Genomic DNA, 21,885 nt, shown 5'->3' with positions numbered 1-21,885 from the left:
AAGCATAGGTCTGATTACTTTATTACTTTAGCCTTAAAGAAGGTGTAGCAAAAGGTACCTCCTTCTGTGGTTTTGATCAGGTCGTCTATACCATCTTCCATTTCCATTTTAGTAATAGTTTTCGCATTAACTGCATCTTCTTTGACTCCTTGAATCATTGCCGTAAAAGTATTTTTTATAAATCCTTCGACCATTTCAGGTTTGGACGAATCTATGTATACCTGTCTGGGATTTACATGAATATTATTAAAACCTACATCATTGAGTAATGGAAACAACTGCCTTCCAATATTGGCATTACCTCCATTTTTTGATTGTAGGTCTACCTGAGCTTGAATAGCTTTTCTTGCGGCTTTACTTTCTGAAAAAAAATAAGTGGAACCATGATCGCCTTCTATTACCGTTAATGTTCCACCTTTTTTTAAGACTCGCTTTATTTCCAAAAGTGCTTCAACTGGCTTAGTCAGATGTTCTAGCAGGAAACAAACAAAGACATGATCAAATGAACCATTATCAAATGGCAAATCATATACATCCGCCTGAAAAAAAGTGACATTTTCAACTCCCAGAGTACTTATAGTCTCTTTTGCTTTTATCAAAGAACTTCCTGAAATGTCAATAGAGGTGAATTTGGTCTCTGAGTTTTTAGTACTTATAATGCTGGTTTGAGCACCAACTCCAAAAACAGTTGAATCTTTGTCCCAGACTGAATCGTAGTGAAGTAAATCTGACATTGTCTTTGCCTGATCATTCAATCGCTTGCTTTCGAGTTCAGAATAACCGTGGACGTAACTTTTTAATTGACTCTGGCTTATCTCTTTGACCTTTTTCTCAAGATCTTTTAATTGATCCAAAATACCTGAACCAGCGTCTCGGAGTTCTTTTCCTTCAGGAGTAAAGTATAACTGGTTATTACTTCTGTAAAAAATTTCAATACCAAGTTTTGATTCTAGTTCCTTGAGCTGATGACTGAGCGCAGATTGAGTTAAACATAATATGTCTGCTGCCTTATTCAATGACCCAACCTGTGCTACTGTATCAATCAAACGTAAATGTTTTACCTCAATCATAACTTCAAATTCTATAACCAAAGCTATCAAAATGGTGATTAGCTACCTGATTCAGATTATGAAATAAACTACTAACCCTTATGAGTTTATTTAATACCACTTATACTTAATAAGCTCCACAGTAAGCACCAAGCCCAATCGGTTTGCAAAGAGTAGTTGAACCAGATACTTTTGAGGTTTTTGAAAGACTAAGCCGACAGTGCTTAGTTAGGAGCTTTACAGTGATTAAATTAAAGACATGAAACAACTCTCTCTTTGGCAAACATGGGTAATCACAGGCTTACTGACCGTGATGTGCGCAACAGTCACCGCACAGGAAAGTGACCTCACCCTGGATGACCTCTTCGCAACGCCAAGACTAACAGGAACAACACCGTCTGGGCCTGCCTGGGCACCGGATAGCAAGCACTTCGCCTTTTCCTGGAGTGAACCGGGCACCCCTGGGCGCGGCCTATGGGTATCCACAAGCGATGGCAAGGAAGTTAGCCTTATTTCCAATACGGCTTCCGCCTCAGTGCGGGATATGGTCTGGACTGACGCAAACACCATCATCAGCCTGCGAGGTAACAACCTATGGCAAACATCGCTGAGCCCGGAAGAAGACCACCAATTGATGCCTGTAGAGGCAGGTGCAGGCAGACTGTCGATATCGCCCAATGGCAACCAAGCGGCTTATATACAGAATGGTGACCTATGGCTGGCTGACTTTACCTCTAAACAAAATCGTCAGTTGACCAAGATCGGTATCGCAAGTCTCTCTAGCTTACGGAAGGGGCGCTACAGCCGAGCAGAACGTGAAATCGGTCCAGGCATCTGGAGTGGACCAACGTATAAGTGGTCCCCGGATGGCAAGACCATCGCCTTTCACTCCGTTGACAGACGTGAGATGCGAAAGGTACCCTTCCCGAATTATCTCGCGGAGGAAACCAGTCCTAATGAAGTACGCAGAAGTTACCCGGGCGATCCAAACGAGATTCGTAGGGTTGGCCTGCTCAATGTAGAAAGCGGTAACATCGTATATCTCGATTTGCCAGACCCTCACGCCAACCAGGTCATCGACTTCAACTGGTCACCAGGCGGTGCACTGCTGATTGATACCGCATCCGACACTGCAGTTGAACGTAAATTATTCGTAGTTGCACCAGGAGAAAGCGAGCTGCGCGAGATTTGGCGAGGTGTCCGAGAGAGTCGTATGTATACATCGTTTGGATCTAGCTGGCATCCCGATGGAAAGCAGGTCGTTTTCTTGAGTGATATGGGTGATCGCTATGGTCTTTATGTAATCGACCCCTCAAAGGAAAAGGCTCGTCCGCAGCTCCTGACAGATCCCTCCTATGATGTACTGTCCGCCCCTACTGTTGCTGGTGATGCACTGTTTTATTCAGGTAATGGCGTTAATCCTTACGAACAACACGTTTATCGCCTAAAAATGTCCGGAGGTGATCCCGAGCAGGTGACCCATCTTGCGGGGCAGAACGTGGGCTACCCCTCACCGGATGGTCGGCATTTGGTATTCAGGCACAGCAACGACACCTCTCCACCCGAGCTTTATGTGGTAAGCAGCCAGGGTGGTGAGGCTACGCGACTCACACACTCTCCATTGCCGTCCTTCACCGAGCGGAGCTGGGCGGCTGCCGAATACGTTAGTTTCCCTAGTCTTGTAGATGACTACACGCTGCATGCCCGGATTATGAAGCCTGCCAACATGCAGCCCGGTAAGAAGTATCCAGTGCTTTTTGGACCCGTGTATTCGAATACAGCAAGGAACCGCTGGGCCGGTAACTACAGCCTGGTACAGCAGCTATTGGTAAAGAAGGGATATATTATTGTGCAGGTGGACTCGCGCGGTAGTAACGGTTACGGCCGGGCGTTCCGTGAAGAGTTCTTGCTGGGCTTTGCCGATCAGGACATTGAGGATTATGCCAGTGCTGTTAACTATATGGAGTCATTGGATTATGTCGATCCCGACCGCATTGGCATCTGGGGCAGCAGTTACGGTGGCACACTCTCCGTTTATTCCCTGTTGATGAAGCCGGGCTTATTCCAAGTAGGTGTTGCTGCTGCAGCAGCCGTTGACCCGCTGTTCTTTGGGACAGACGATGTCGCTATTGTTCGTAGCCCACAGACACACCCTGAGGTTTTTGAAAGAAAGGCGATTAAATACGCTGCAAATCTGGAAGACAAACTGCTGTTTATCCACGGCATGCAGGACCATGTGGTACCATTTAAGACTACAGCCACCTTAGCACAAGAACTGATTAAACAGGGCAAGGATTTCGACTTTGCCTTTGCACCAAGCGCGACACATGGATGGAGCGGTGATCGAAATAATGGCCGCTACCTGTTTGGCAAGTTGATCGAATTCTTTGATCGACACCTAAAGCCGTCTAAGTAGATATTTAAATAAGAACGATACAATGCTATAGCTATTGGAGACACCACTATCTACCAAAGCTTCACCTCAATGCGTTTACTGATTCCAATGATCATTTTTTGAGCTGGGATATCCATCAAAAACGGTTCTGAAAAACCGCGAAAGGAGAATAAGAGCTATTTCAAAAGGCACAATCGTGAAACACAGTGTAGAGTGTCGATATCCTTGAGTATTGTTATACGTTAACCTGTGGTACAATGCTTTTTAGTTTCAAACCATAAACAAAAAAAATGACCTCCAAGAACACTTTTAAATGCTTGATCCTATTCTCATTTTACTTTGTAGCACCATTTGCTTTATCTGCACAAAACGCAAATGAGACCCCAGAAAAAGTCAGTTTAGCCACGGACTTTGCAGATCGTAAGGCTATCCTGAAGACCATTGAAAACTTCTATATCGGTGACCATACCGGGAGTATAAAGCACAAGAAACTTTCGATGCACGAAAAAGGTGCCTACAGGTATGTGAATAAGGATGGTGAATATAGAGAAAGTACTTTCCAATTAGATTCGGATAATGCGGATCCCAATTACAAAGAAGAGTTATTGAGTATTGAAATCTATGAGAAAGTGGCACTGGCCCGACTTCGACTCCATCAATTCAGAATGGAAAAGCCTGAGTACAAACTAATGATACTCCATAAAGCAGGTGACGCATGGAAGATCACTAGTATTTCCTGGGGATTTGGTATAACGTATTGACATGGGTAATTATGGAAATCACGATTCACATTCGCGTAACCCCTGAGAGACTAAGGATCAACTAAATGAAAAGAATTCATCCTTAGTCTCAAAAATCTTCATATTCGATGGTGGCTGCTTTGATTGGGTATGATTTTCTTGGGTATTGACGTTTCAGGCCCAATACTAGTAGAACATGAAGACTTACAAATGCAAACTAATCATCGCCATAACACTGTGCTCACAACTCCTCTCCTGCCAGACCGATACTACAGTTGCCCTCAGAGAGGCATTGACTTTCCACGCCTCCTTCGACCAAGGTGTTACAGCTGACTTCTCCTTAGGGGACTCCAATATGTATACTGCCACTGGTTCCTATGTTGATATGGTAAGACAACTCGCAGATGTAGCACCTGGTATGAATGTTCCCCACCATCACCTCGTGAAAGATAATGGACGCTTTGGTGGTGCTTTAGAGTTTGGTAAGCAAAGAAGCAATCAGGTAATCTTCTACAAAAGCGAAAACAATGTGGCCTATAATGCAGAAAACTGGTCGGGTTCAATCTCATTTTGGTTGAGTGTAGACCCTTCGACTGATCTGAAGGGATATACCGACCCCATACAACTAACAGATGTCAATTTCAATGATGCATCCCTTTGGGTGGATTTCACCGATGAAACCCCACCTAGCTTTCGGTTGGGTGTTATAGGCGATAAAGCGGCCTGGAGTCAGGATACGATCACCTCCTCTTCCCAGGAGACATTTGAAAGGAGGATTATTAAGGTGGAAAAGCCTCAATTCTCCAGAGAGCAATGGACACATATTCTCATAACCTATAAAGGACTGGGGACAGCTCAGAGCAAGGCACAGCTCTATCTCAATGGTGAAAAGCAAGGGACTGTTAGTGGTATAGATGATCCCTTTTCTTGGGACATAGAGAAATCAAATATCTTTTTGGGGTTAGGTTTCACGGGCCTAATGGATGACTTATCCATTTTCAACAGATCACTAACAGAAGAAGAAGTCCAGCAAGTCTATCAATTAGAAAATGGCATTCATTCGGTTCTTTGAGATCGAAGGCCCATACACATCTCTGAGTACTCGGATTTCTCAAGTATTTGCAAAGAGGATTTGAATCTGATAGATTTAAGCTATAACTCGGTCAAGCCAAATTGCTTTGCCGGGTTTTGATTATCAACTTGTCTGAAACGGAAAGCAAATGATGGTCTAAATACCTTTTTATGGCAACAGTAAATCCCTACCTCTATTTCAATGGCAATTGTGAGGATGCCTTCAAGTTTTATGCAGCAGCTTTTCGCAAAGAGATTACCTATATGGAGCGCTACAAAGATGTTCCCAAAACAGACCGACAAATTTTCAAAGAGCCGGATAACAAGATTATGCACGCCACATTACCTATTAGTGAAGAAACCAGTTTGATGGGCGCTGACCATGCAGAAGCGTACAAAGAGTCAAATGCATTTTGCAAATTCTCCTTGATTATTCACACGGAGACTAAGGAAGAGACTGACAGGCTATTTAATGAACTCTCCGAAGATGGAGAAGTAAAGGTGCCTGTAGGTTTGACATTCTGGGGAGCGTACTATGGCCAATGTATTGATAAATTCGGCATAAGCTGGAAAATCACTTCAAGATCAAACACATAAAATCACTTAGTTAAAAATGGAAGTTACAGCCAAAAAGAACGAACAGGTTGCCAATATGATATTCGCATCCATCTATCCGCACTACCTAAACAGAATAGAAAAAAACGGTAGAACCAAGGAAGAATTGGATCAGGTGATTCAATGGTTTACCGGCTTTGACCAAGCTACTATACAAGCACTCATTGATGAGAAAGTGACATTCGGAACATTTTTTCAAAAAGCAAAAATCCATGCCAATGCTCATATGATTAAAGGGGTAGTCTGTGGTTATCGCATTGAAAATATAGCCGATGAATTTGAGTTGTATAGACAATGCAGACAAATGGAAAAACTGATCGATGAACTGGCGAAAGGTCGGAAAATGGAGAAGATTCTACGTGAAGAGAAGAAATAGATATTGATGGATACGCGACCTTGATGGTATCAGTCCATCCTTAGCTCGCTGCAACCAATAATTGCATAATCGCATCTTTAGAGCACACGCCAACTAATTGAAGATGAGATTAACATTCTTACTACTCCTAACCCTTTTCCAAGCCAACCTATTCATGGCTCAAACCTCTTTGGAGGAAATTGACCTTGAACATGGACAATACCACGTAGGGTTTAAGCATTATACAACATCTGACAGCACCAGGACTTATAGTAGAGCCTATGACTACACAAACAAGGAAATAGATAGACCCATCCCTGTTAGTATATGGTATCCGTCAGAACAAAAATCGAGCAGTCAAGAGCCATTGCTGGTTTTGGACTATATGAAAATTCTTGCAGAAGAAGAGGAATGGGAACACCTACCCAATGAACAAATCTTAAACTGGTTTTACTATGCTAATACCCCCGCTAACCAAAAACACCTTTCTGAAAAAACCAAAGCTTATAATACCCCAGGGTTCTCAAAAGGAAAATTCCCTGTGGTGATTTACTCACCAAGCTTTCAGGCATCGTCCATTGAAAACTTTGCGCTTTGTGAGTATTTAGCAAGTCATGGTTTTGTAGTCATATCGAGTCCCAGCCGAGGCACTAAGACCCGCTGGTTCAGTAACAACGATGCAATGGAAATGGAGACCCAAGCGAGAGATGTAGAATTTCTAATGAACGAAGCGGGTAAAATTTCGATAGCGGATAATGATAGAATCGCAATTATGGGCTTTAGCTTTGGGGGCTTGGCGAACATCATTGTTCAAAACCGCAATGACAAAGTAAAAGCCATTGTCAGTCTTGATGGCTCTGAAAGATATCAATATGGAACATTAACCCAGTCAAACTTTTTCGGTCCGCAACATATAGATGTGCCCTATATCCATATGGCTCAGAAAGACATTCCTGACGCAGTTTTAAAAGAAGACAAGGTTGACTCTGAACTTAACTGGAAATTCCAACTATTTGATAGCATTACAAATAGCCAGGCATATCAATTAAAGTTTCACAATCTTACTCATAGCCATTTCAGTACATTGGGAGTCCTCTTTGCCGATAGAGATACGAGACAGGATAAAGCCGATTCGGAAATAATGGTATCCTATCATTGGCTTGCCAAATACACGCTAAACTTTTTAGAGGCAATACTAAATGAAGGTGACAAGGCATTAAAGTATATTGAGAACAAACCAAGCGCGAATGGATTAACCGATCGCCTGCTAAGTCATAAGACTAAAGCCCCAAAAGAGAAGGTATTTGATTTTAGGAATTTTAACGATTTGGCATTCGCTCAGAACTATAAAAACCTCCCCGAACTCTATACCTCTACAACCAGAGAACATCCCTCCTTCAAGATACCAGAAGGTAATTTAAACACCCTTGGATTGCAACTGGTTTTCAACCCAAACAGATCACAGCAGGGAATAAACGTGTTTTTACTAGCAACTCAGCTATACCCCAATTCTTCCAACCTCTATGATAGTTTGGCAGAGGGATATTTATTTATGGGTGACGATCAAAAGGCGATCGAAAGCTTTGAAAAATCTTTGGAGTTAAACTCAGGAAATCAAAACGCTATTAGCCGATTAAAGCAACTGAAGAAATAAAGCAAGTTGTCGGGAACAGTAATCATCAATACCAGCTAAGCCGCCATCTTGCCCCTTATTGCATTAACTCGGTATCTTGACATACTCAATATAATTGCATTTTTCCGCCACGACACTTATACTTAAGGTTAGATATTTTTTATGAAATCCTTTCTGATCACTTTGACATCCCTTATCATCTGCAGTACATCTTTTGCGCAGGAAAAGGAACTGACTCCACAGCAGATCAGATCTATAAAACGCTTTGAAAATGCAAAACAACAGTTCCTGGATAGAGACTATAATTATGTCGTCACTTACTACGATTCGATTATGGCCGAATATGCATATACGCGTTTGGCAACATACAAGATGGCCAGTGAGAGTTATGAGCAACTAGCAATCATGCAACCCGATAGCAGCCTGACCTATTCAAACCTTGCCAAAGACGTTTACAATGAGGCTGAAAAATGGTATGGTAAAATGCAGCTTGCCGACAAGTGGGACGCCCTAAAAATTGAAATCAATGAGGAATCACAATCCGAGGGTGAGTCATATCAAAAACCGAATTTTCCCGGAGGGATGTCTGCCTTTTACGAATATGTACGTCAGGCATTACAATACCCTCAAGAAGCTAAAGAGATAGGAATCGAAGGTAGGGTTAACGTAGTGTTTGTAGTCAATAAAGATGGTAGTATTGATGCTGTAAATGCACTCAACCATCTTGGTGGTGGTTGTAAAGACGAAGCTGTAAGAGTAGTCGCGAATGCCCCAAACTTTATACCCGCGAGGCGAGACGGGAAGCCCGCGTATACTCAAATGCAGTTGCCAGTACTCTTTAGCCTTATAGAAGACACTCCCACAAAGGAAACCAAGAAGGAAAAAAGAAGGAGGCGTAGAAAGGGTTAACAAAATATGACAGAGACAGGTCTCTCGATAGGTCGAAATACTTACCATCCTACTTTATATCCAATATTTTAAGAGAACTTAAAGATGACCTGCTAGAGTGTGATGGCAATCAACTGAACTTTAAACTGAATTCATAACATGAACTATCAGACCTTTGAACCTCATCCCGATCTAAGTGCATTAGTGAAGTTTTATTGGACACTTCAAGTGCCTTTTGACCCAAATAATGAGAAGCAAAAGATCATCCCGGATGGTTGCATTGAGATGACCTTTAACCTAAAGGATAAGATCAAAAGATATGTGTCCGAAGATGACTACCTCCTCCACCCCAATGCGATGATTATGGGGCAAAGAACAAAGTCCTATTTCATAGAGCCTGTGGGAGATGTCGACTCATTTGCGATCTGTTTTTATCCTTATGGCTTTGCAAATTTTGTGGGTTCATCTCTGCAGGAGTTGGTGGATATTGAAACACCTCTTGAAACACTATTTGGAAAGGCAGCCGCTGACACTTTGGAGGAGAAGATCATTCATGCGGCAAATACCCAGGAACGCATTGCAGTGATTGAGGAGTTTCTTTTAGACAGATTGAATCAAAATACAACCATTGAAAATCTGGTAATGACCACCGTAGATGCATTAATGGAAACCAATGGCAATACACCAATCAATCAAATCTTGAAGGACAACCTGAAGCAAAGAAGGAAACTGGAGAGAGATTTCAGAAAGCAGATAGGTATTAGCCCTAAGCAGTTGGGTAAGGTATTACGACTACACACAGCATTGAAAATGATACTGAATGAGGAAGAAAGCCTTACCAACATTGCCTATGAAAGTGAATGCTTTGATCAGGCACATTTTGTCAAGGACTTCAAAGAGTTTATCGGAACGACTCCAAAGGAGTTTTTAGGAAATAAGCATATGGAATTATCTACCCTATTCTACAAATAGACCCTACTGTCGCATTTTTACAATTCCCATAAACTACGGTATTATAATTTGGACACATTATTACCATCACAATGAAAAGGCCATCGACAAACACCATTCTTGTACTCGCCATATCAATATTTGGCTTCTACCTATCAAACAAGCAACACTCGGTAAACGAAAAAAATCAAATGGATATGAACAGTTATATCTCCCTTTTTGAAATCCCGGCCACAGATATTTCCAGAGCCAGCAACTTTTATGAGAAAATATTAGATATCAGTGTAGAACAAATGGAAATCCCTGGGATGGAACTTGGCGTATTCCCCTATCAAGAACAAGTGGTCAATGCGGTCATCATCAAGGGTGAAGGCTACACCCCCTCAACAAATGGTGTGACCATTTATCTCAATGCCGGCAACAACCTCCAAACCGTCCTTGACAAAGTTGAACCGAATGGTGGTAAAATCATTCTTCCAAAAACCGCTCACGCAGATGAGAGCGGGTTTTTCGCCCTATTTCTTGACTCAGAAGGAAACAGAATTGGTTTGAATTCACCGAACTAAGAAGCCTCAAAGACAAATACAGAACAAGTGTTATAACGGCTTCAGATCTTCCTGGGCCGTTTTTGTCTTTTGTGAGTTCATCAAATTGAGGATTGCAAATACTGGGCTAATCATGACTATATTCGCGGATTCAGAGCTCAACTGAATTAATTTATCAAACTATGCGAACTCCCATGATCACCCCAGAAGGGATGGAAAAGCTAAAAGATGAACTCGATCATCTCTGGCGTGTAGAGCGCCCTGAAACTACAAGGAAGGTTTCATGGGCTGCGAGTTTGGGCGACCGGTCAGAAAATGCTGATTATCATTATAACAAAAGGCGTCTTAGGGAGATTGACAGCCGCCTCCTCTACCTGAGAAGGTGTATTGACAACTTCAAAGTGATTGAATACCACCCCCACCAGGAAGGAAAAGTAATGTTTGGTGCTTGGGTGGAAATTGAGAACAATAAGGGGCTAAAAAAACGATTGCGCATCGTGGGTTACGAAGAACTCATCGGTATGAAAGACTATATCTCCATCGACTCCCCCATAGCCCAGGCCTTACTCAAAAAACAGGAAGGTGACGAAGTTCTGGTAAAAACACCTGCCGCTAATTTCACCTGGAAAATTCATAAAATAGAATACGAGAAATAACCACAATACCATTTCATTCGAGCGCATCTTACAAGGTGGTAACGCTCATAAAAGTATTCGTGAAGATAAATTATAAAAGCAATTCAGGAGAGCTGTAGGGTAAGCCTAATGGATTAACCCCTACCGCTCTCAATACACTACCAAAAGACAACTTCTTTGCGATTCTGTGGCATTACATACTTTTCTGATTCTTATTCCTGCAGCATAGTAGCCGAAAGGCTTTTGGAAAAACAACAGTTTAAAATGAAGTAGAATCTTTTATGTTTGGAGCACTTTTAGCAATCTTGAATCTAAAATGACAGCATTACTTCGGTTTACAGGCAATGACATTCAAGACATTGACTTCAACGAATGGCTTGATCAGAAAGCACCAGACCTGCAGGACATAGTAGTAAAATGGTTTAATGCCATTAGGAATGCAGGCGACATGGCGAAGGTTATTTTCCATGATGGTCACCCTACTGGTTGTGTCGAAGGCGCTCCCTTTGCCTATGTCAATGCTTACAAAGCGCATGTAAATCTGGGTTTCTTCTATGGTGCTGAGTTCCCCAATGAATCTGGGCTTCTTGAGGGTAATGGAAAGCGAATGAGGCATATCAAGCTTTTTCCCGATCGGCAATACGATGATGAAAAAATCAGTTCTCTTATCGAAATAGCTTATGCCGATATCATAGAGCGAATAATGAAAGAATAGTCAAAAAAGAAATTTCAAGCCAACGAATAACCTATTCAACATTAACCCGTCCATACATAGGCATGCCAATGGATTCATTCAAATCTTTCCTTAATCAAATACACCCAGTAAGTGAAGCTACACTCCATCAATACGTTTCGCTTTGGAACGAGCACGAGGTTTCTAAGAAACAGACGATTACAGTACCAGGACAAACGGAGAAGTATCTTTATTATGTAATCGAGGGCATTCAAAAGTCTTATTACATGCATGAAGACAAAGAACATGTAATAGCATTCGCCTATGCTCCTTCTTTCAGCGGGATCCCAGAATCATTCTTTACCCAAACGCCCTCTCGATATTACCTAGAGTCACTAACTGAAAGTCACTTTCTTAGAATCTCCTTTGAACAGCATAGTAGTTTCTTGGAGAATCATAGGGAAGTCGAAACACTCTTCAGAAAGACAGTTGAGTTCTTTCTTAATGGCGTCATACAGCGGCAACATGAAATAATGGCCCTAAGCATGGAAGATCGGTTTAAGGAATTTGTGAGCAGAAGCCCTCACCTACTTCAATTGATCCCGCAAAAGGATCTTGCTTCCTATCTGCGCATTGACCCTACCAACTTCAGCAAGCTGATTAATAGGATTCACATCTGACTTCTTGGTATGCACCAAGATTTTTGATCTGCACATCACCGAGCTTTGATTCATCAATAAAAATGAATTATGAAGAAAGTAAGCGGTATTCTGCTCATAGCAATTATAACGTTGTCTGGCAACATCTATTCACAGACTAATCAAAAGAAAATGACAAATCGAGAAGTAGTTGAAAAATTTTTAAATGGGTTTAATGAAACTGAAAAGATCCACGAATCTTTAGCCCTACTGGCCGAAGACTATCATTTTAAAAATCCAATGGTAGCACTTAAATCCAAAGTGGAATTCATTGCCTTAGCCCAAGAAATAGGAAAAGTTTTAACAGGAGTAGAGGTACTGCGTGTAGCTGAAACGGATGATTGGGTAGCTGCCATGTATATTTTTAAATCTTCTATACCCGGTGTTGAATCCAATGTTGCGACAGAGTGGTTCCGTCTGGAAGGTGGGATTATACAAGAATCTCACCTGATCTATGATGCCTCAGAATGGAGAAAGATCTACGCCAGTATGGAGAAGTAGCAAGGTTGTTAGAGTAGTCATTCCAGAATGACTACTCTAACAGTTACAACTGTATCAACTAGGTAATCAGGTTTTGAGGTGAGTATATGTATAGGCAGAAAATCTTGGCTATCTTTCTTCTCAAGCCAATCTTACCTACATGAAGCACTTTGATCACCTTATCATTGGAACTGGCCAAGCCACAGGTACATTACTCGGGAAATTAATACCTACTAAGGCTTCAATCGGTGTTATTGAAGCAGATAAGGTCGGTGGAAGTTGCGTCAACTATGGCTGTACACCTACCAAGACCCTAGTGGCCTCAGCTAAGGCCTATCACCAAGCTAAAAGAGGAAACTTTTATGGCTTCAATGCTGAAAACCTTACCCTGGACTATTCCAAAGTAAGAGAGCGCATGAATCGCATTCGTAATGGGGGTAGCAACGGCCTATCATCATGGATGAATAACACACCCAACGTAGACCTCATCATCGGAAGAGCAACCTTCACCGGTGAAAAAGAAGTAGCGGTAAATGGTAAGACTTACACAGCTGACAAGATCTACATCAATGTAGGCACCAGACCTTCAGCCCCGCCTATTAAAGGACTTGATCAAGTCAATTGGCTGGATAGTGCCGGGCTGCTGGATCTCGAAGAGGTTCCAAAACACCTCATAGTAATCGGTGGCGGATATATCGGAGTTGAATTTGCTCAGGTTTTTAGGCGCTTCGGAGCCAAGGTGAGTATTGTTCAACGGAGTGGGCATCTTATGCCAAAAGAAGATGAAGACGTTGCTGATGCCGTACAAGACATTCTTGAAGAAGAGGGAATTGATGTTTATTGTGGGGCAAACACTGTCAAAGTCAGTCAAGATGGGAATAAGAAAGAAGTAATCATTGAGCTCAATGATGAGTCAAAATCCCTTGTTGGAGATCAGTTATTAGTGGCGGCAGGTAGGCTTCCCAATAGTGATACCTTAGCTCTTGAAAATACAGGAATCAAAACAAACGACCGAGGGTATATAACAGTCGATCAGTATTGCGAAACTGATGTAAAGGGCGTTTATGCCCTAGGTGATGTCAATGGTCATGGTGGGTTTACCCATACTGCAGTGAACGATGCCGAGATTGTATTGGACAAACTGTTCGGTGGTGATCGAACGCTCGATACCAGAAATGTCATCTATGGATTATTCACTGACCCACCACTGGGTAGGGTCGGCATGACAGAAAAGGAAGCCGTTGCCACAGGCAGAAAAATATTGAAAGCCACCAGGCCGATGGATCGGATAAGCCGAGCCAAAGAAATGGGCGAGACTAAAGGCTTTGCAAAATTATTAGTAGATGCGGAAACGGATTTAATTCTGGGCGCCTCTATTCTGGGAGTTGGTGGTGATGAAATCATTAATATGTTTGCCACCATTATACATTCTCAAATACCATGCAGACAGTACCGAAAGGTAGTTTTAGTTCATCCAACCGTTTCAGAGCTTATGCCCTGGATTCTCGATGGAATTCAAGAAGTAAGAGAGGCTGGGGAATAACAACCGCTAACCTCTCATACGCCCATTCATAGGACTAAGACTGCCTCATGTATAGTTCAAAGGCAGTTCACTTACATTGAATTGAAAGAAATATAGCTCATCAATTGCCCAACTGTTTCATCACCTCTTGAATGGCTCTGTCAAGCTGTGGGTCTCTCCCATTGACTCTATCACTAAAATCGGTTTCAACAAAGATGTCAGGGGCAACACCAACTTTCTCTAGGTTCTTTCCGTCAAGTGTATAGCAGCCCCATGATGGCAGTCTGTAGAACGATCCATCCACCAATCCGGCACCACTTGTAAAGATGATCCATCGGTAGGTTTCAGTTCCGATGATAGTTCCTAAACCCAACTCTTTGAAGCCTTGAGCGGTCATTTCCGCATCACTTAGGCTTTGTTCATTGATGAGCAGCACCATTGGCTTGGCTCCAGCTCCAAAATTTGCTTGAGTGGTCAACTTACCTTCTCTGTACTTCCATTGAAGGTAAGGTGTCCGAGAAAGGAACTTCAACACTTCATCATGCACATTTCCACCGGTGTTGTAGCGTAGGTCCAAAATCAAACCATCGCGGTTATAGGCTTCCGAAGTCATCTCAATCAAGAATTGTTGCAACGAACCTCCACCCATATTCTTCATGTGCACATAAGCCACTTTCTCGTCAGTAGCCGCATCAACTTTGCTTTGATTGTCAGCGATCCATTCATCATATAAGTTCACACGCATTAGGCCACTACTGGAAGGATGAACTTTTACCTCAAGGGTTTCCTTACCGCGCTTGATCGTTAGCGTTACCTCATCGTCAATTGATGGCTTTGACAGATAATACTCTCTATTCACTTTTGGATCAATAGTCTCTCCATTAATAGCCAATATTTGATCACCTGACTGCAAATTCATCTCCGCATAATCCGCTGGCCCCTCACTCACAACTCTTTCAATTGTATAAGGCGCATTATCAGAGAATAGTACTCCTAAGTTGAGACTATTCGTCCTGTAGAAAGTGTTCTCTTCAGAACCGAAGGAGCTAAAGCCCATATGAGAAGAGTTGAGTTCTCCTAAAAGGTCATTGAGTAAAACACGTAATTCAGAACGAGACTTTAGGTGCGGAAGAAATGCCGCATACTGAGTTTTCAGTTTGGCCCAATCCTGTCCATGGAAGGTTTCATTATAGAAGTTTTCTTCTACCCCCGCCCAGGTTTCGTAATAGATCTGTTCAAACTCATTGCGCATCGATCTACGGAAAGTGAAGTCGGTCTCAATAGCCGTGAGCTTTTTAGAACCAGGGTTTAGTTTGCTGATCTTCCCAGCATTATTAATGTAATAGTTCTTCTTTACTTTAATGATGTTGCCACCCGCTCGACCACTACCGGCTATTTTCTCTGTCTTATTTCTTTCGAAGGGACTAATCGTGGTCATCCATAAGGAGCGTTGGTTTTCATCGTGATTAGACGAATAGATGATGTGTGTTTTATCACCCGATTTGATCACGTAAGGATTCGATTGGGATCCGAAATTTGGACTGATCCTTTGTAGTGAGCGCATTAAATCCTGACTAAAATCAATGGATACAATAACCGTGTCTTTCTCCTTTTTATCCTCATCAAAAATGGCGTCAAGCTTGGTAGACTTATAAGGACGATCCTGTCTGGCCAATGGGACACGATATACACGACCATCCTGTAAGCCGAAGGGATAGCTTGGTTCCGTGCGATTCGAAACAAAGTATAAGTACTTGCCATCTGGCCCCCAGAAAGGACTCGTCTCGGTAACACCTGTCTTGGTATAATTGGTCAATGATTTAGTGGCAATATGGTAGATATAGATATCCTCTTCGAAGTCGTTCTTAGCTGTAAATGCGATATACTGACCATCAGGAGAGAATCTTGGTAGCGGGTTATAAAGACCCCATAATTCTTGATTAGCAATAGTTTCACTCTCCATATTGGCTAAATCGAGCAATCTCACTTCTTGAGTACCACTGAGATAGACCGCATGGGTCTTGTCAGCATTCATTTCCAAATTCCGATTTGACTGATCGTCATTAGTGAGTTGTTTCTCATTAGAACCGTCTGCAGCGTCAATGGTGTAGAGGTTAGTGTAGCCATTGACCGTTTGTGTGAAGAGCAATGTCTTATTGTCTTTCAACCATTTGACTTCGATAACTCTTTCCTTGGCATTGGTCCTTAATTGCTTGATGAATTTACCACTGATGTCTGAAACGAAAAGCTCACCACGAGATACAAAAGCCATCTTCTTCTCATCACCTGAAATATCGAAAACAGAAACATTCCCTTTGGTCTTAAAGTCTCTTTCTTGGGCTAAAGTGCTATTCTGAAAGACGTTGATTGACACCTTTCGGCTACGCTTACTACTGACATCATATACGAAAAGCTGATAGTCTTTTTCAAAAACCACTTTACCGCCATTGGCATTCACTTGCGGAGTCTTGATGGAGGTATTGAAATTCGTCAACCGTACTGATTGATCATTTTCAAGGCCATATAGGTTATACTCTCCGTTGGACTGATCTGAGACAAAGTAGACATTACCACTCCTATCAATGGTAGCCCACATATCTTTCCCCTCATAAGAAGTGTGCTTTTTGAAGCTTCCATTCTTAAGGTTATAAGATTTAATATCTGGATTAAATGCGCCTTTATAACGTTTCCGAGCCACCTGATTACTGCTTTCCCAACTTTCATTAAAGTAGATATCACCATCAGGATGAATGGCTAAGTTATGTGGCCAGTTAAAGTAGTGATCGAAAATGCGCTGAGGTGTTCCACCTTTTCTGTCAATGCTATAGGCAGCACGGCTATTATATCTGCCAGATCGAAAATAGATCGTCTTACTATCCCATGACCAAGCCTCCATTTGGTCTGCCGATGAATGAAAAGTGAGTCGCTCAATCTCTCCACCTTCATAAGGCATTACATATAGATCCGTATTGCCAAATTGGGCAGAAGAAAAGGCAATCCATTTGCCATCGGGACTCACTCTTGGGTAGGACTCTTGACCTGCCATTGCCGTTAGCCGGGTTGCTGTTCCTCCTTCCGCATTCACCTTCCATAAGTCTCCATCATAGGAAAAGATAATCTCTGAACCATCGGGATTCAAAGCAGGCGTAGATGCAAAATACACATCATTCTGTGCCAGCAAAACTGAACTCAAACAAGCAAAGGCAATGGTTAATAGCTTTTTCATCATAGGATATTTTTTGTCTATAAGGAGGTCCTAGTGGGCCTAAAAAATGAATTTAATGATTTTATCATTGGTGAAAAGCCCTCATTTGGCTTTGAATGTCAAATACTTGATAAACGGAAAATCGAAATAATTTGCGTAACCAAATAGTTACACATATATTTGTAACCAAACGGTTACTATTTAGATGAGAAGAGATGTTTTTCAAGCAATTGCCGATCCTGTTAGAAGGGATATTATCGACCTGTTATCAAAAGATAAACTGACTGCCAATCGTGTAGCAGAAAAGTTTGACGTCAGTCGACCTGCAATTTCCAAACACTTGAAAATCCTTCAGGAATGTGGATTGGTTCAAGTAGAACAGAAAGGCAGAGAAAGGTACTTCCAAATAAAGCCAAGTGAATTAGTACCGGCATTCATGTGGATCGATCAGTATAGAAAACTATGGGAAGACAGACTTGATTCCTTCGAAGAATATGTAAACGAACTCAATACTAAAAGAAAGAAACAATGAGCAACAACGAACTGGAAAGCAGAACGATCACAATGGAAAGAACACTTTCCGCACCCGTATCCTTAGTATGGGAAGCATGGACTCAACCCGATCACATTGCCAAATGGTGGGCGCCAAAAGGCATGGAGATGAAAATTATAGAACACAATTTCACCGTAGGTGGCAGTTGGAAATTCTCTATGGATATGCCCAATGGCAATGAATTTATCTCAGATGGTGCTTATACAGAAATAGTACCCGTGGAAAAGATTGTGACTACGGCCAATTTCAGACCAATGACCGAAGGCGTTGAATTGCACGTACTCCTAAAGGCCAATGGCGATAAAACCCATTTTACTTTTAAAGTGGTACATCCTACAGAGGAATATTGCAAGCAACAAGAGCAAATGGGCATCTATAACGGCTGGGGTTCCGTTTTCAATGGGTTGGAAGAGCACTTGAGCACTATGATCTCTTAATGGCTTATACGCTCAAGAACAATTGTCTTACGCTTTTGATTATTAGCTTTAGGCAATTAGTTCTTCTCTAATGAAACTACTCAAAGCTTATCTCTCCTTCTTAGACACTGTAGCTCCTTCTATAGCCGCTAAACGTGTCTATGAGGTAATGTCAAATCCAAGAATCAAAAAACTTCGAGATTTCGAGAATGAGGTTTTGGACCAGGCGGAGAAGAAAACCATCGAATTCAATCAGTTCCAAATTCAAACCTACCAATGGGGTATTTCGGGTAAGCGGACAGCTTTTCTAGTGCATGGTTGGGAAGGCCAGGCCGGGAATTTCGGAGGTGTTGTACCTGTGCTTTTAGAGAAAGGGTACCAAGTCATTTCTTTCGATGCTCCAGCGCACGGCTACAGTAGCAAAGGTGCTACGAACATGTTTGAATACATTGCTCTGGTCAGTCAGTTGATCAAGGCACATCAACCTCAATTCGTATTAAGCCATTCCTTTGGTAGTATTGCCTCTGCAGTAGCACTCACGGAAAATCAACATCTTGACATTTCACAATGGATCATGGTAACATCTCCATTCAGTTTCAGACAAAGGCTGGAAGGAATTCGACAAATGGTTAATGTGACCGATCGGACAATTTCCAGATTAATTAAGCAAATAGAAACGGATACGAACAAGCTGGTAGATGACCTAAGTATGGAGAAATATTGCGCTCAAATTTCCAACGTGAATCAAATCAGTATTATACATTCCGTGGATGATAAAATTTTACCCATTGCGAGTAGCAAGCAAGTACACGAACAATTGCCCAATGCCGAGATGATTGAACTATCAGGAATGGGACATTACAGAATTCTCTGGTCGGATGAGTTGAAGCAAATCATTGAGGACAAAGCGAAATAGTGCTCATGAAGAAGACCTTTTCTAATTTTCTCAAAGTCGCCCTTACTATATCTGTGATACTCTTCTTTATCAGTTTTTATTACCTGATGTATAATGAGAATTTACAACTGGATGCTGACTCAATGCTCTTGGCGCTACTGCTGGTCATTTTCACCGCGCTGGCCTCAGTAGTAATTTCGGTAATCCTCTTCATAATGCACCGAAAAGGATAACACTATAAAGATGAGCGAGTCCAAGTGACGGTTCTCCCGAACATGGTTAAGCCGATATATCCCCTCACCTGTAACTTCCCTTTCCTCAGTTTCATGTAGCATGAGTAAGTCTTACCGTTCTCAGGATCATATATTTTTCCTCCCTCCCAACGATCATCACCATCGAAAGTAAAGTCCCTCACGAGGTTAATTCCCATAATTGGTCTACTGCGCAATTCCTTGTCTGGATTTTCCTTATCAAGCTTAATCTCTCCTTTTTCGTTCTTAGGTTCCTTTAACCAAACGATTTTTCCAGAATACTTACCCGAGGCTTTGTAGATTTCAATCTTGGCCTTCCCATCATCGGTTTCCCAAATACCCAGGACATCATCTCCAGGATTTTGGAAGTTATTCGTTGAAATTATTGAGCTAAAAAGAAAAATGAGTAGTTGAAATTTCATACGTATGCTAGCTTATATTTGATCTCCGCTTTGAGGTTATTTTCATTAACTCAAAGCGCTTTTAATTGTTGGAATGATTAAACACAAATTAAGGCAGCAAACATTATACCTTCTACCTGAAAAAGCACTTTTCTGGGAAGAAAAAAAGTTATTAATCATTGCCGATCTTCACTTGGGAAAGGCAGGGCACTTTCGTAAGTCCGGTATACCCGTAAGTGATTTGGTTCACTCGAAAGATATACTCACTCTGGACAAACTTATTGAAAACCATAAGCCTCAAGAAGTTATACTGCTTGGCGACCTATTTCACAGCAACCATAATCAAGGCTGGGAGATATTTAAACGATGGCTCAAATCCAAAGCACCACTAAACTTTAAATTGATCTTAGGAAACCATGATGTGCTTGAGTTCTCGAACTACCGAATCGACAACCTTGAGGTATTGGAAAGCCTAGATATTCACCCTTTTAATTTTACCCATATTCCCGAAGACCATGCGCTTTATAATATAGCTGGGCATATTCACCCAGCCGTAAGGCTTCGAGGTAAGGCTCGGCAATCGGTAAGAATACCTTGTTATTACTTTGGAGAACAAAATGGCATTCTGCCTGCTTTTGGAAACTTTACAGGTACAGCAAAAATAAATATCGAAAAAACTGATTGTGTATTCGGCATAGCCGAAAGCAAGGTGATTAAAATCAACTGACCTTAAATAATATTAACCTTCAGCCGAAGTTTAACTAGTGAATTAATACTATTTTTGATCGAAAATCAGACGATTGGCTAAGGATTCGAAGAAATATAAGCGCAAAAAGAAATTAGGCTCTTACCATTATGTAAGTGTTGTTTTTAGCGCTGCTTTGGCGCTGTTTGTCATCGGTCTTTTTGGCACACTCATACTTCAAGCCAATAAACTAACAAGTGTAATAAAGGAGAATATAGAACTTCAGGTTTATCTCAATAAGGACATTTCTTCAAATCAAAGAACCAGAATAGAAAGAGAAATCACCTCAAGCGACTACATTCTCGTCACAGAAGGTAAACCCGAATTAACCTTCATCTCTAAGGAAGAGGCCGCTCAACAATTTATAGAAGACACAGGTGAAGACTTCACAGAATTCCTTGGCAAAAACCCTTTGAGAGACGCTTTAACCATCAAAGTCAATGAGACCTACCAATCCAATGAACAATTACAAAGTGTTCAGGATCAAATAGAAAGTATCAGTGGCGTATATGAAGTCACTTATGTTGAAAACCTTGCTGATTCCATCAATGAAAACTTGACGAAGCTCAGTGTCATTCTCATCGGTATAGCGCTTATTTTGGTGGTCGTAGTTTTGCTTTTAATCAATAATGCCATCAAGCTTGCACTGTTCTCTCAACGCTTTCTGATTCGAAGCATGCAGCTGGTGGGTGCCAAAAGCAGCTTTATTCGCACCCCCTTTCTTAAGCGATCTTTGTTACACGGGGCTCTCGCAGGGCTGATCGCTTCTGGCCTGCTATATGGACTTAAACAGTTTGCGAATAGTGAGATTAAGGGGCTTGAAGAACTACAACAGCAAGAACTAGTCTTTGCACTTTATGGGCTACTTATAGTTCTAGGAGCAGTAATTGCCTATTTTAGCACCCTAAAGGCAATGAACAAATATTTGAAAATGTCTTTAGACGAACTCTATTAATACTATGACAGAGAAGAAAAACAACTTCGCTTTCGGCAAGGAAAACTATAAATGGATGCTCATTGGATTGGGTGTACTGCTATTGGGTTTTATTGTAATGTCTCTGGACAGCACCCAGCACGGCCAGGGCTTTCTGGGCTTAACCTTAGGTCCAATCATAATTGTGGCAGGCTTCATCATAGAGTTCTTCGCCATTTTCAAAAAGTCGAAATAA

The 21,885-nt window shown here is 41.7% G+C and carries 24 protein-coding genes; 21 read left to right on the top strand and 3 right to left on the bottom strand.

What is annotated here, in order from left to right; translation table 11 throughout:
• Positions 1-14: 14 nt before the first annotated feature.
• A complete protein-coding gene (locus BFP97_RS03090; RefSeq protein WP_255399324.1) occupies positions 15-1,091 on the bottom strand; it encodes a methyltransferase domain-containing protein in 1,077 nt (358 codons plus the stop codon).
• 217 nt (positions 1,092-1,308) lie between these two features.
• Here BFP97_RS03090 and BFP97_RS03085 point away from each other — a divergent pair, with 217 nt between their 5' ends.
• From BFP97_RS03085 to BFP97_RS03020, 14 genes are all read left to right on the top strand, one after another.
• The gene (locus BFP97_RS03085; RefSeq protein WP_069841005.1) at positions 1,309-3,465 is read left to right on the top strand and encodes a prolyl oligopeptidase family serine peptidase; all 2,157 of its coding nucleotides are present in this window, start codon (positions 1,309-1,311) and stop codon (positions 3,463-3,465) included.
• A gap of 269 nt (positions 3,466-3,734) precedes the next feature.
• The gene (locus BFP97_RS03080) at positions 3,735-4,205 is read left to right on the top strand and encodes a nuclear transport factor 2 family protein (RefSeq protein WP_069841004.1); all 471 of its coding nucleotides are present in this window, start codon (positions 3,735-3,737) and stop codon (positions 4,203-4,205) included.
• 175 nt (positions 4,206-4,380) lie between these two features.
• On the top strand, positions 4,381-5,256 hold the full coding sequence (locus BFP97_RS03075; protein ID WP_069841003.1) for a LamG-like jellyroll fold domain-containing protein: 876 nt from the start codon (positions 4,381-4,383) through the stop codon (positions 5,254-5,256).
• A gap of 170 nt (positions 5,257-5,426) precedes the next feature.
• Entirely contained in the window at positions 5,427-5,852 is a 426-nt protein-coding gene (locus tag BFP97_RS03070; protein WP_069841002.1) for a VOC family protein, read from the top strand.
• Between the two features lie 16 nt (positions 5,853-5,868).
• Positions 5,869-6,246, top strand: coding sequence for a DUF2200 domain-containing protein (locus BFP97_RS03065; RefSeq protein ID WP_069841001.1), 378 nt, complete (start codon positions 5,869-5,871; stop codon positions 6,244-6,246).
• A gap of 103 nt (positions 6,247-6,349) precedes the next feature.
• Positions 6,350-7,879: a prolyl oligopeptidase family serine peptidase gene (locus tag BFP97_RS03060; protein WP_069841000.1), complete on the top strand. Its 1,530-nt coding sequence runs from the start codon at positions 6,350-6,352 to the stop codon at positions 7,877-7,879.
• 141 nt (positions 7,880-8,020) lie between these two features.
• Positions 8,021-8,767: an energy transducer TonB gene (locus BFP97_RS03055; protein ID WP_069840999.1), complete on the top strand. Its 747-nt coding sequence runs from the start codon at positions 8,021-8,023 to the stop codon at positions 8,765-8,767.
• Between the two features lie 138 nt (positions 8,768-8,905).
• Positions 8,906-9,718 (top strand): helix-turn-helix transcriptional regulator, encoded by an 813-nt coding sequence (locus BFP97_RS03050; protein ID WP_069840998.1) that lies wholly within the window; start codon positions 8,906-8,908, stop codon positions 9,716-9,718.
• Positions 9,719-9,789: 71 nt separating this feature from the next.
• Positions 9,790-10,263 (top strand): VOC family protein, encoded by a 474-nt coding sequence (locus BFP97_RS03045; protein WP_069840997.1) that lies wholly within the window; start codon positions 9,790-9,792, stop codon positions 10,261-10,263.
• A 161-nt stretch (positions 10,264-10,424) separates the two neighbouring features.
• The gene (greB, locus tag BFP97_RS03040; protein ID WP_069840996.1) at positions 10,425-10,898 is read left to right on the top strand and encodes a transcription elongation factor GreB; all 474 of its coding nucleotides are present in this window, start codon (positions 10,425-10,427) and stop codon (positions 10,896-10,898) included.
• Between the two features lie 295 nt (positions 10,899-11,193).
• On the top strand, positions 11,194-11,592 hold the full coding sequence (locus BFP97_RS03035) for a DUF1801 domain-containing protein (RefSeq protein WP_069840995.1): 399 nt from the start codon (positions 11,194-11,196) through the stop codon (positions 11,590-11,592).
• A 68-nt stretch (positions 11,593-11,660) separates the two neighbouring features.
• On the top strand, positions 11,661-12,230 hold the full coding sequence (locus tag BFP97_RS03030) for a Crp/Fnr family transcriptional regulator (protein WP_069844179.1): 570 nt from the start codon (positions 11,661-11,663) through the stop codon (positions 12,228-12,230).
• A gap of 69 nt (positions 12,231-12,299) precedes the next feature.
• Positions 12,300-12,749: a nuclear transport factor 2 family protein gene (locus BFP97_RS03025; RefSeq protein WP_069840994.1), complete on the top strand. Its 450-nt coding sequence runs from the start codon at positions 12,300-12,302 to the stop codon at positions 12,747-12,749.
• Positions 12,750-12,888: 139 nt separating this feature from the next.
• A complete protein-coding gene (locus tag BFP97_RS03020; protein WP_069840993.1) occupies positions 12,889-14,271 on the top strand; it encodes a mercuric reductase in 1,383 nt (460 codons plus the stop codon).
• Between the two features lie 100 nt (positions 14,272-14,371).
• Here the strand turns inward: BFP97_RS03020 and BFP97_RS03015 are convergent, their stop codons facing one another.
• A complete protein-coding gene (locus BFP97_RS03015; protein ID WP_069840992.1) occupies positions 14,372-17,479 on the bottom strand; it encodes a S41 family peptidase in 3,108 nt (1,035 codons plus the stop codon).
• Positions 17,480-17,660: 181 nt separating this feature from the next.
• On the opposite strand from BFP97_RS03015, the gene BFP97_RS03010 reads away from it, so the two are divergent.
• The 4 genes from BFP97_RS03010 to BFP97_RS02995 all read left to right on the top strand — a co-directional run bounded on the left by BFP97_RS03010 (position 17,661) and on the right by BFP97_RS02995 (position 19,552).
• Positions 17,661-17,987: an ArsR/SmtB family transcription factor gene (locus BFP97_RS03010; protein WP_069840991.1), complete on the top strand. Its 327-nt coding sequence runs from the start codon at positions 17,661-17,663 to the stop codon at positions 17,985-17,987.
• The gene (locus BFP97_RS03005; RefSeq protein WP_069840990.1) at positions 17,984-18,445 is read left to right on the top strand and encodes an SRPBCC domain-containing protein; all 462 of its coding nucleotides are present in this window, start codon (positions 17,984-17,986) and stop codon (positions 18,443-18,445) included. The genes BFP97_RS03010 and BFP97_RS03005 overlap by 4 nt, the downstream gene beginning before the upstream one ends.
• Positions 18,446-18,515: 70 nt before the next feature.
• Positions 18,516-19,340 carry an alpha/beta fold hydrolase gene (locus BFP97_RS03000; protein ID WP_069840989.1) on the top strand — a complete coding sequence of 275 codons (825 nt, stop codon included), beginning with the start codon at positions 18,516-18,518 and terminating at the stop codon, positions 19,338-19,340.
• Between the two features lie 5 nt (positions 19,341-19,345).
• Positions 19,346-19,552, top strand: coding sequence for a hypothetical protein (locus tag BFP97_RS02995; RefSeq protein ID WP_069840988.1), 207 nt, complete (start codon positions 19,346-19,348; stop codon positions 19,550-19,552).
• A gap of 2 nt (positions 19,553-19,554) precedes the next feature.
• On the opposite strand, the gene BFP97_RS02990 is transcribed toward BFP97_RS02995, so the two are convergent.
• A complete protein-coding gene (locus tag BFP97_RS02990; protein ID WP_069840987.1) occupies positions 19,555-19,992 on the bottom strand; it encodes a DUF2147 domain-containing protein in 438 nt (145 codons plus the stop codon).
• A 73-nt stretch (positions 19,993-20,065) separates the two neighbouring features.
• Here BFP97_RS02990 and pdeM point away from each other — a divergent pair, with 73 nt between their 5' ends.
• The 3 genes from pdeM (at position 20,066) to BFP97_RS02975 (ending at position 21,885) form a co-directional block, all read left to right on the top strand.
• Entirely contained in the window at positions 20,066-20,698 is a 633-nt protein-coding gene (pdeM, locus tag BFP97_RS02985; RefSeq protein WP_069840986.1) for a ligase-associated DNA damage response endonuclease PdeM, read from the top strand.
• A 73-nt stretch (positions 20,699-20,771) separates the two neighbouring features.
• Entirely contained in the window at positions 20,772-21,671 is a 900-nt protein-coding gene (locus tag BFP97_RS02980; RefSeq protein ID WP_069840985.1) for a cell division protein FtsX, read from the top strand.
• 4 nt (positions 21,672-21,675) lie between these two features.
• Positions 21,676-21,885: a DUF3098 domain-containing protein gene (locus BFP97_RS02975; protein WP_069840984.1), complete on the top strand. Its 210-nt coding sequence runs from the start codon at positions 21,676-21,678 to the stop codon at positions 21,883-21,885.

Source organism: Roseivirga sp. 4D4, assembly GCF_001747095.1.
Taxonomy (GTDB): Bacteria; Bacteroidota; Bacteroidia; order Cytophagales; family Cyclobacteriaceae; genus Roseivirga.
Note: the sequence above shows the minus strand (reverse complement) of the source record. Positions and strands in the feature narration are given on the sequence as shown.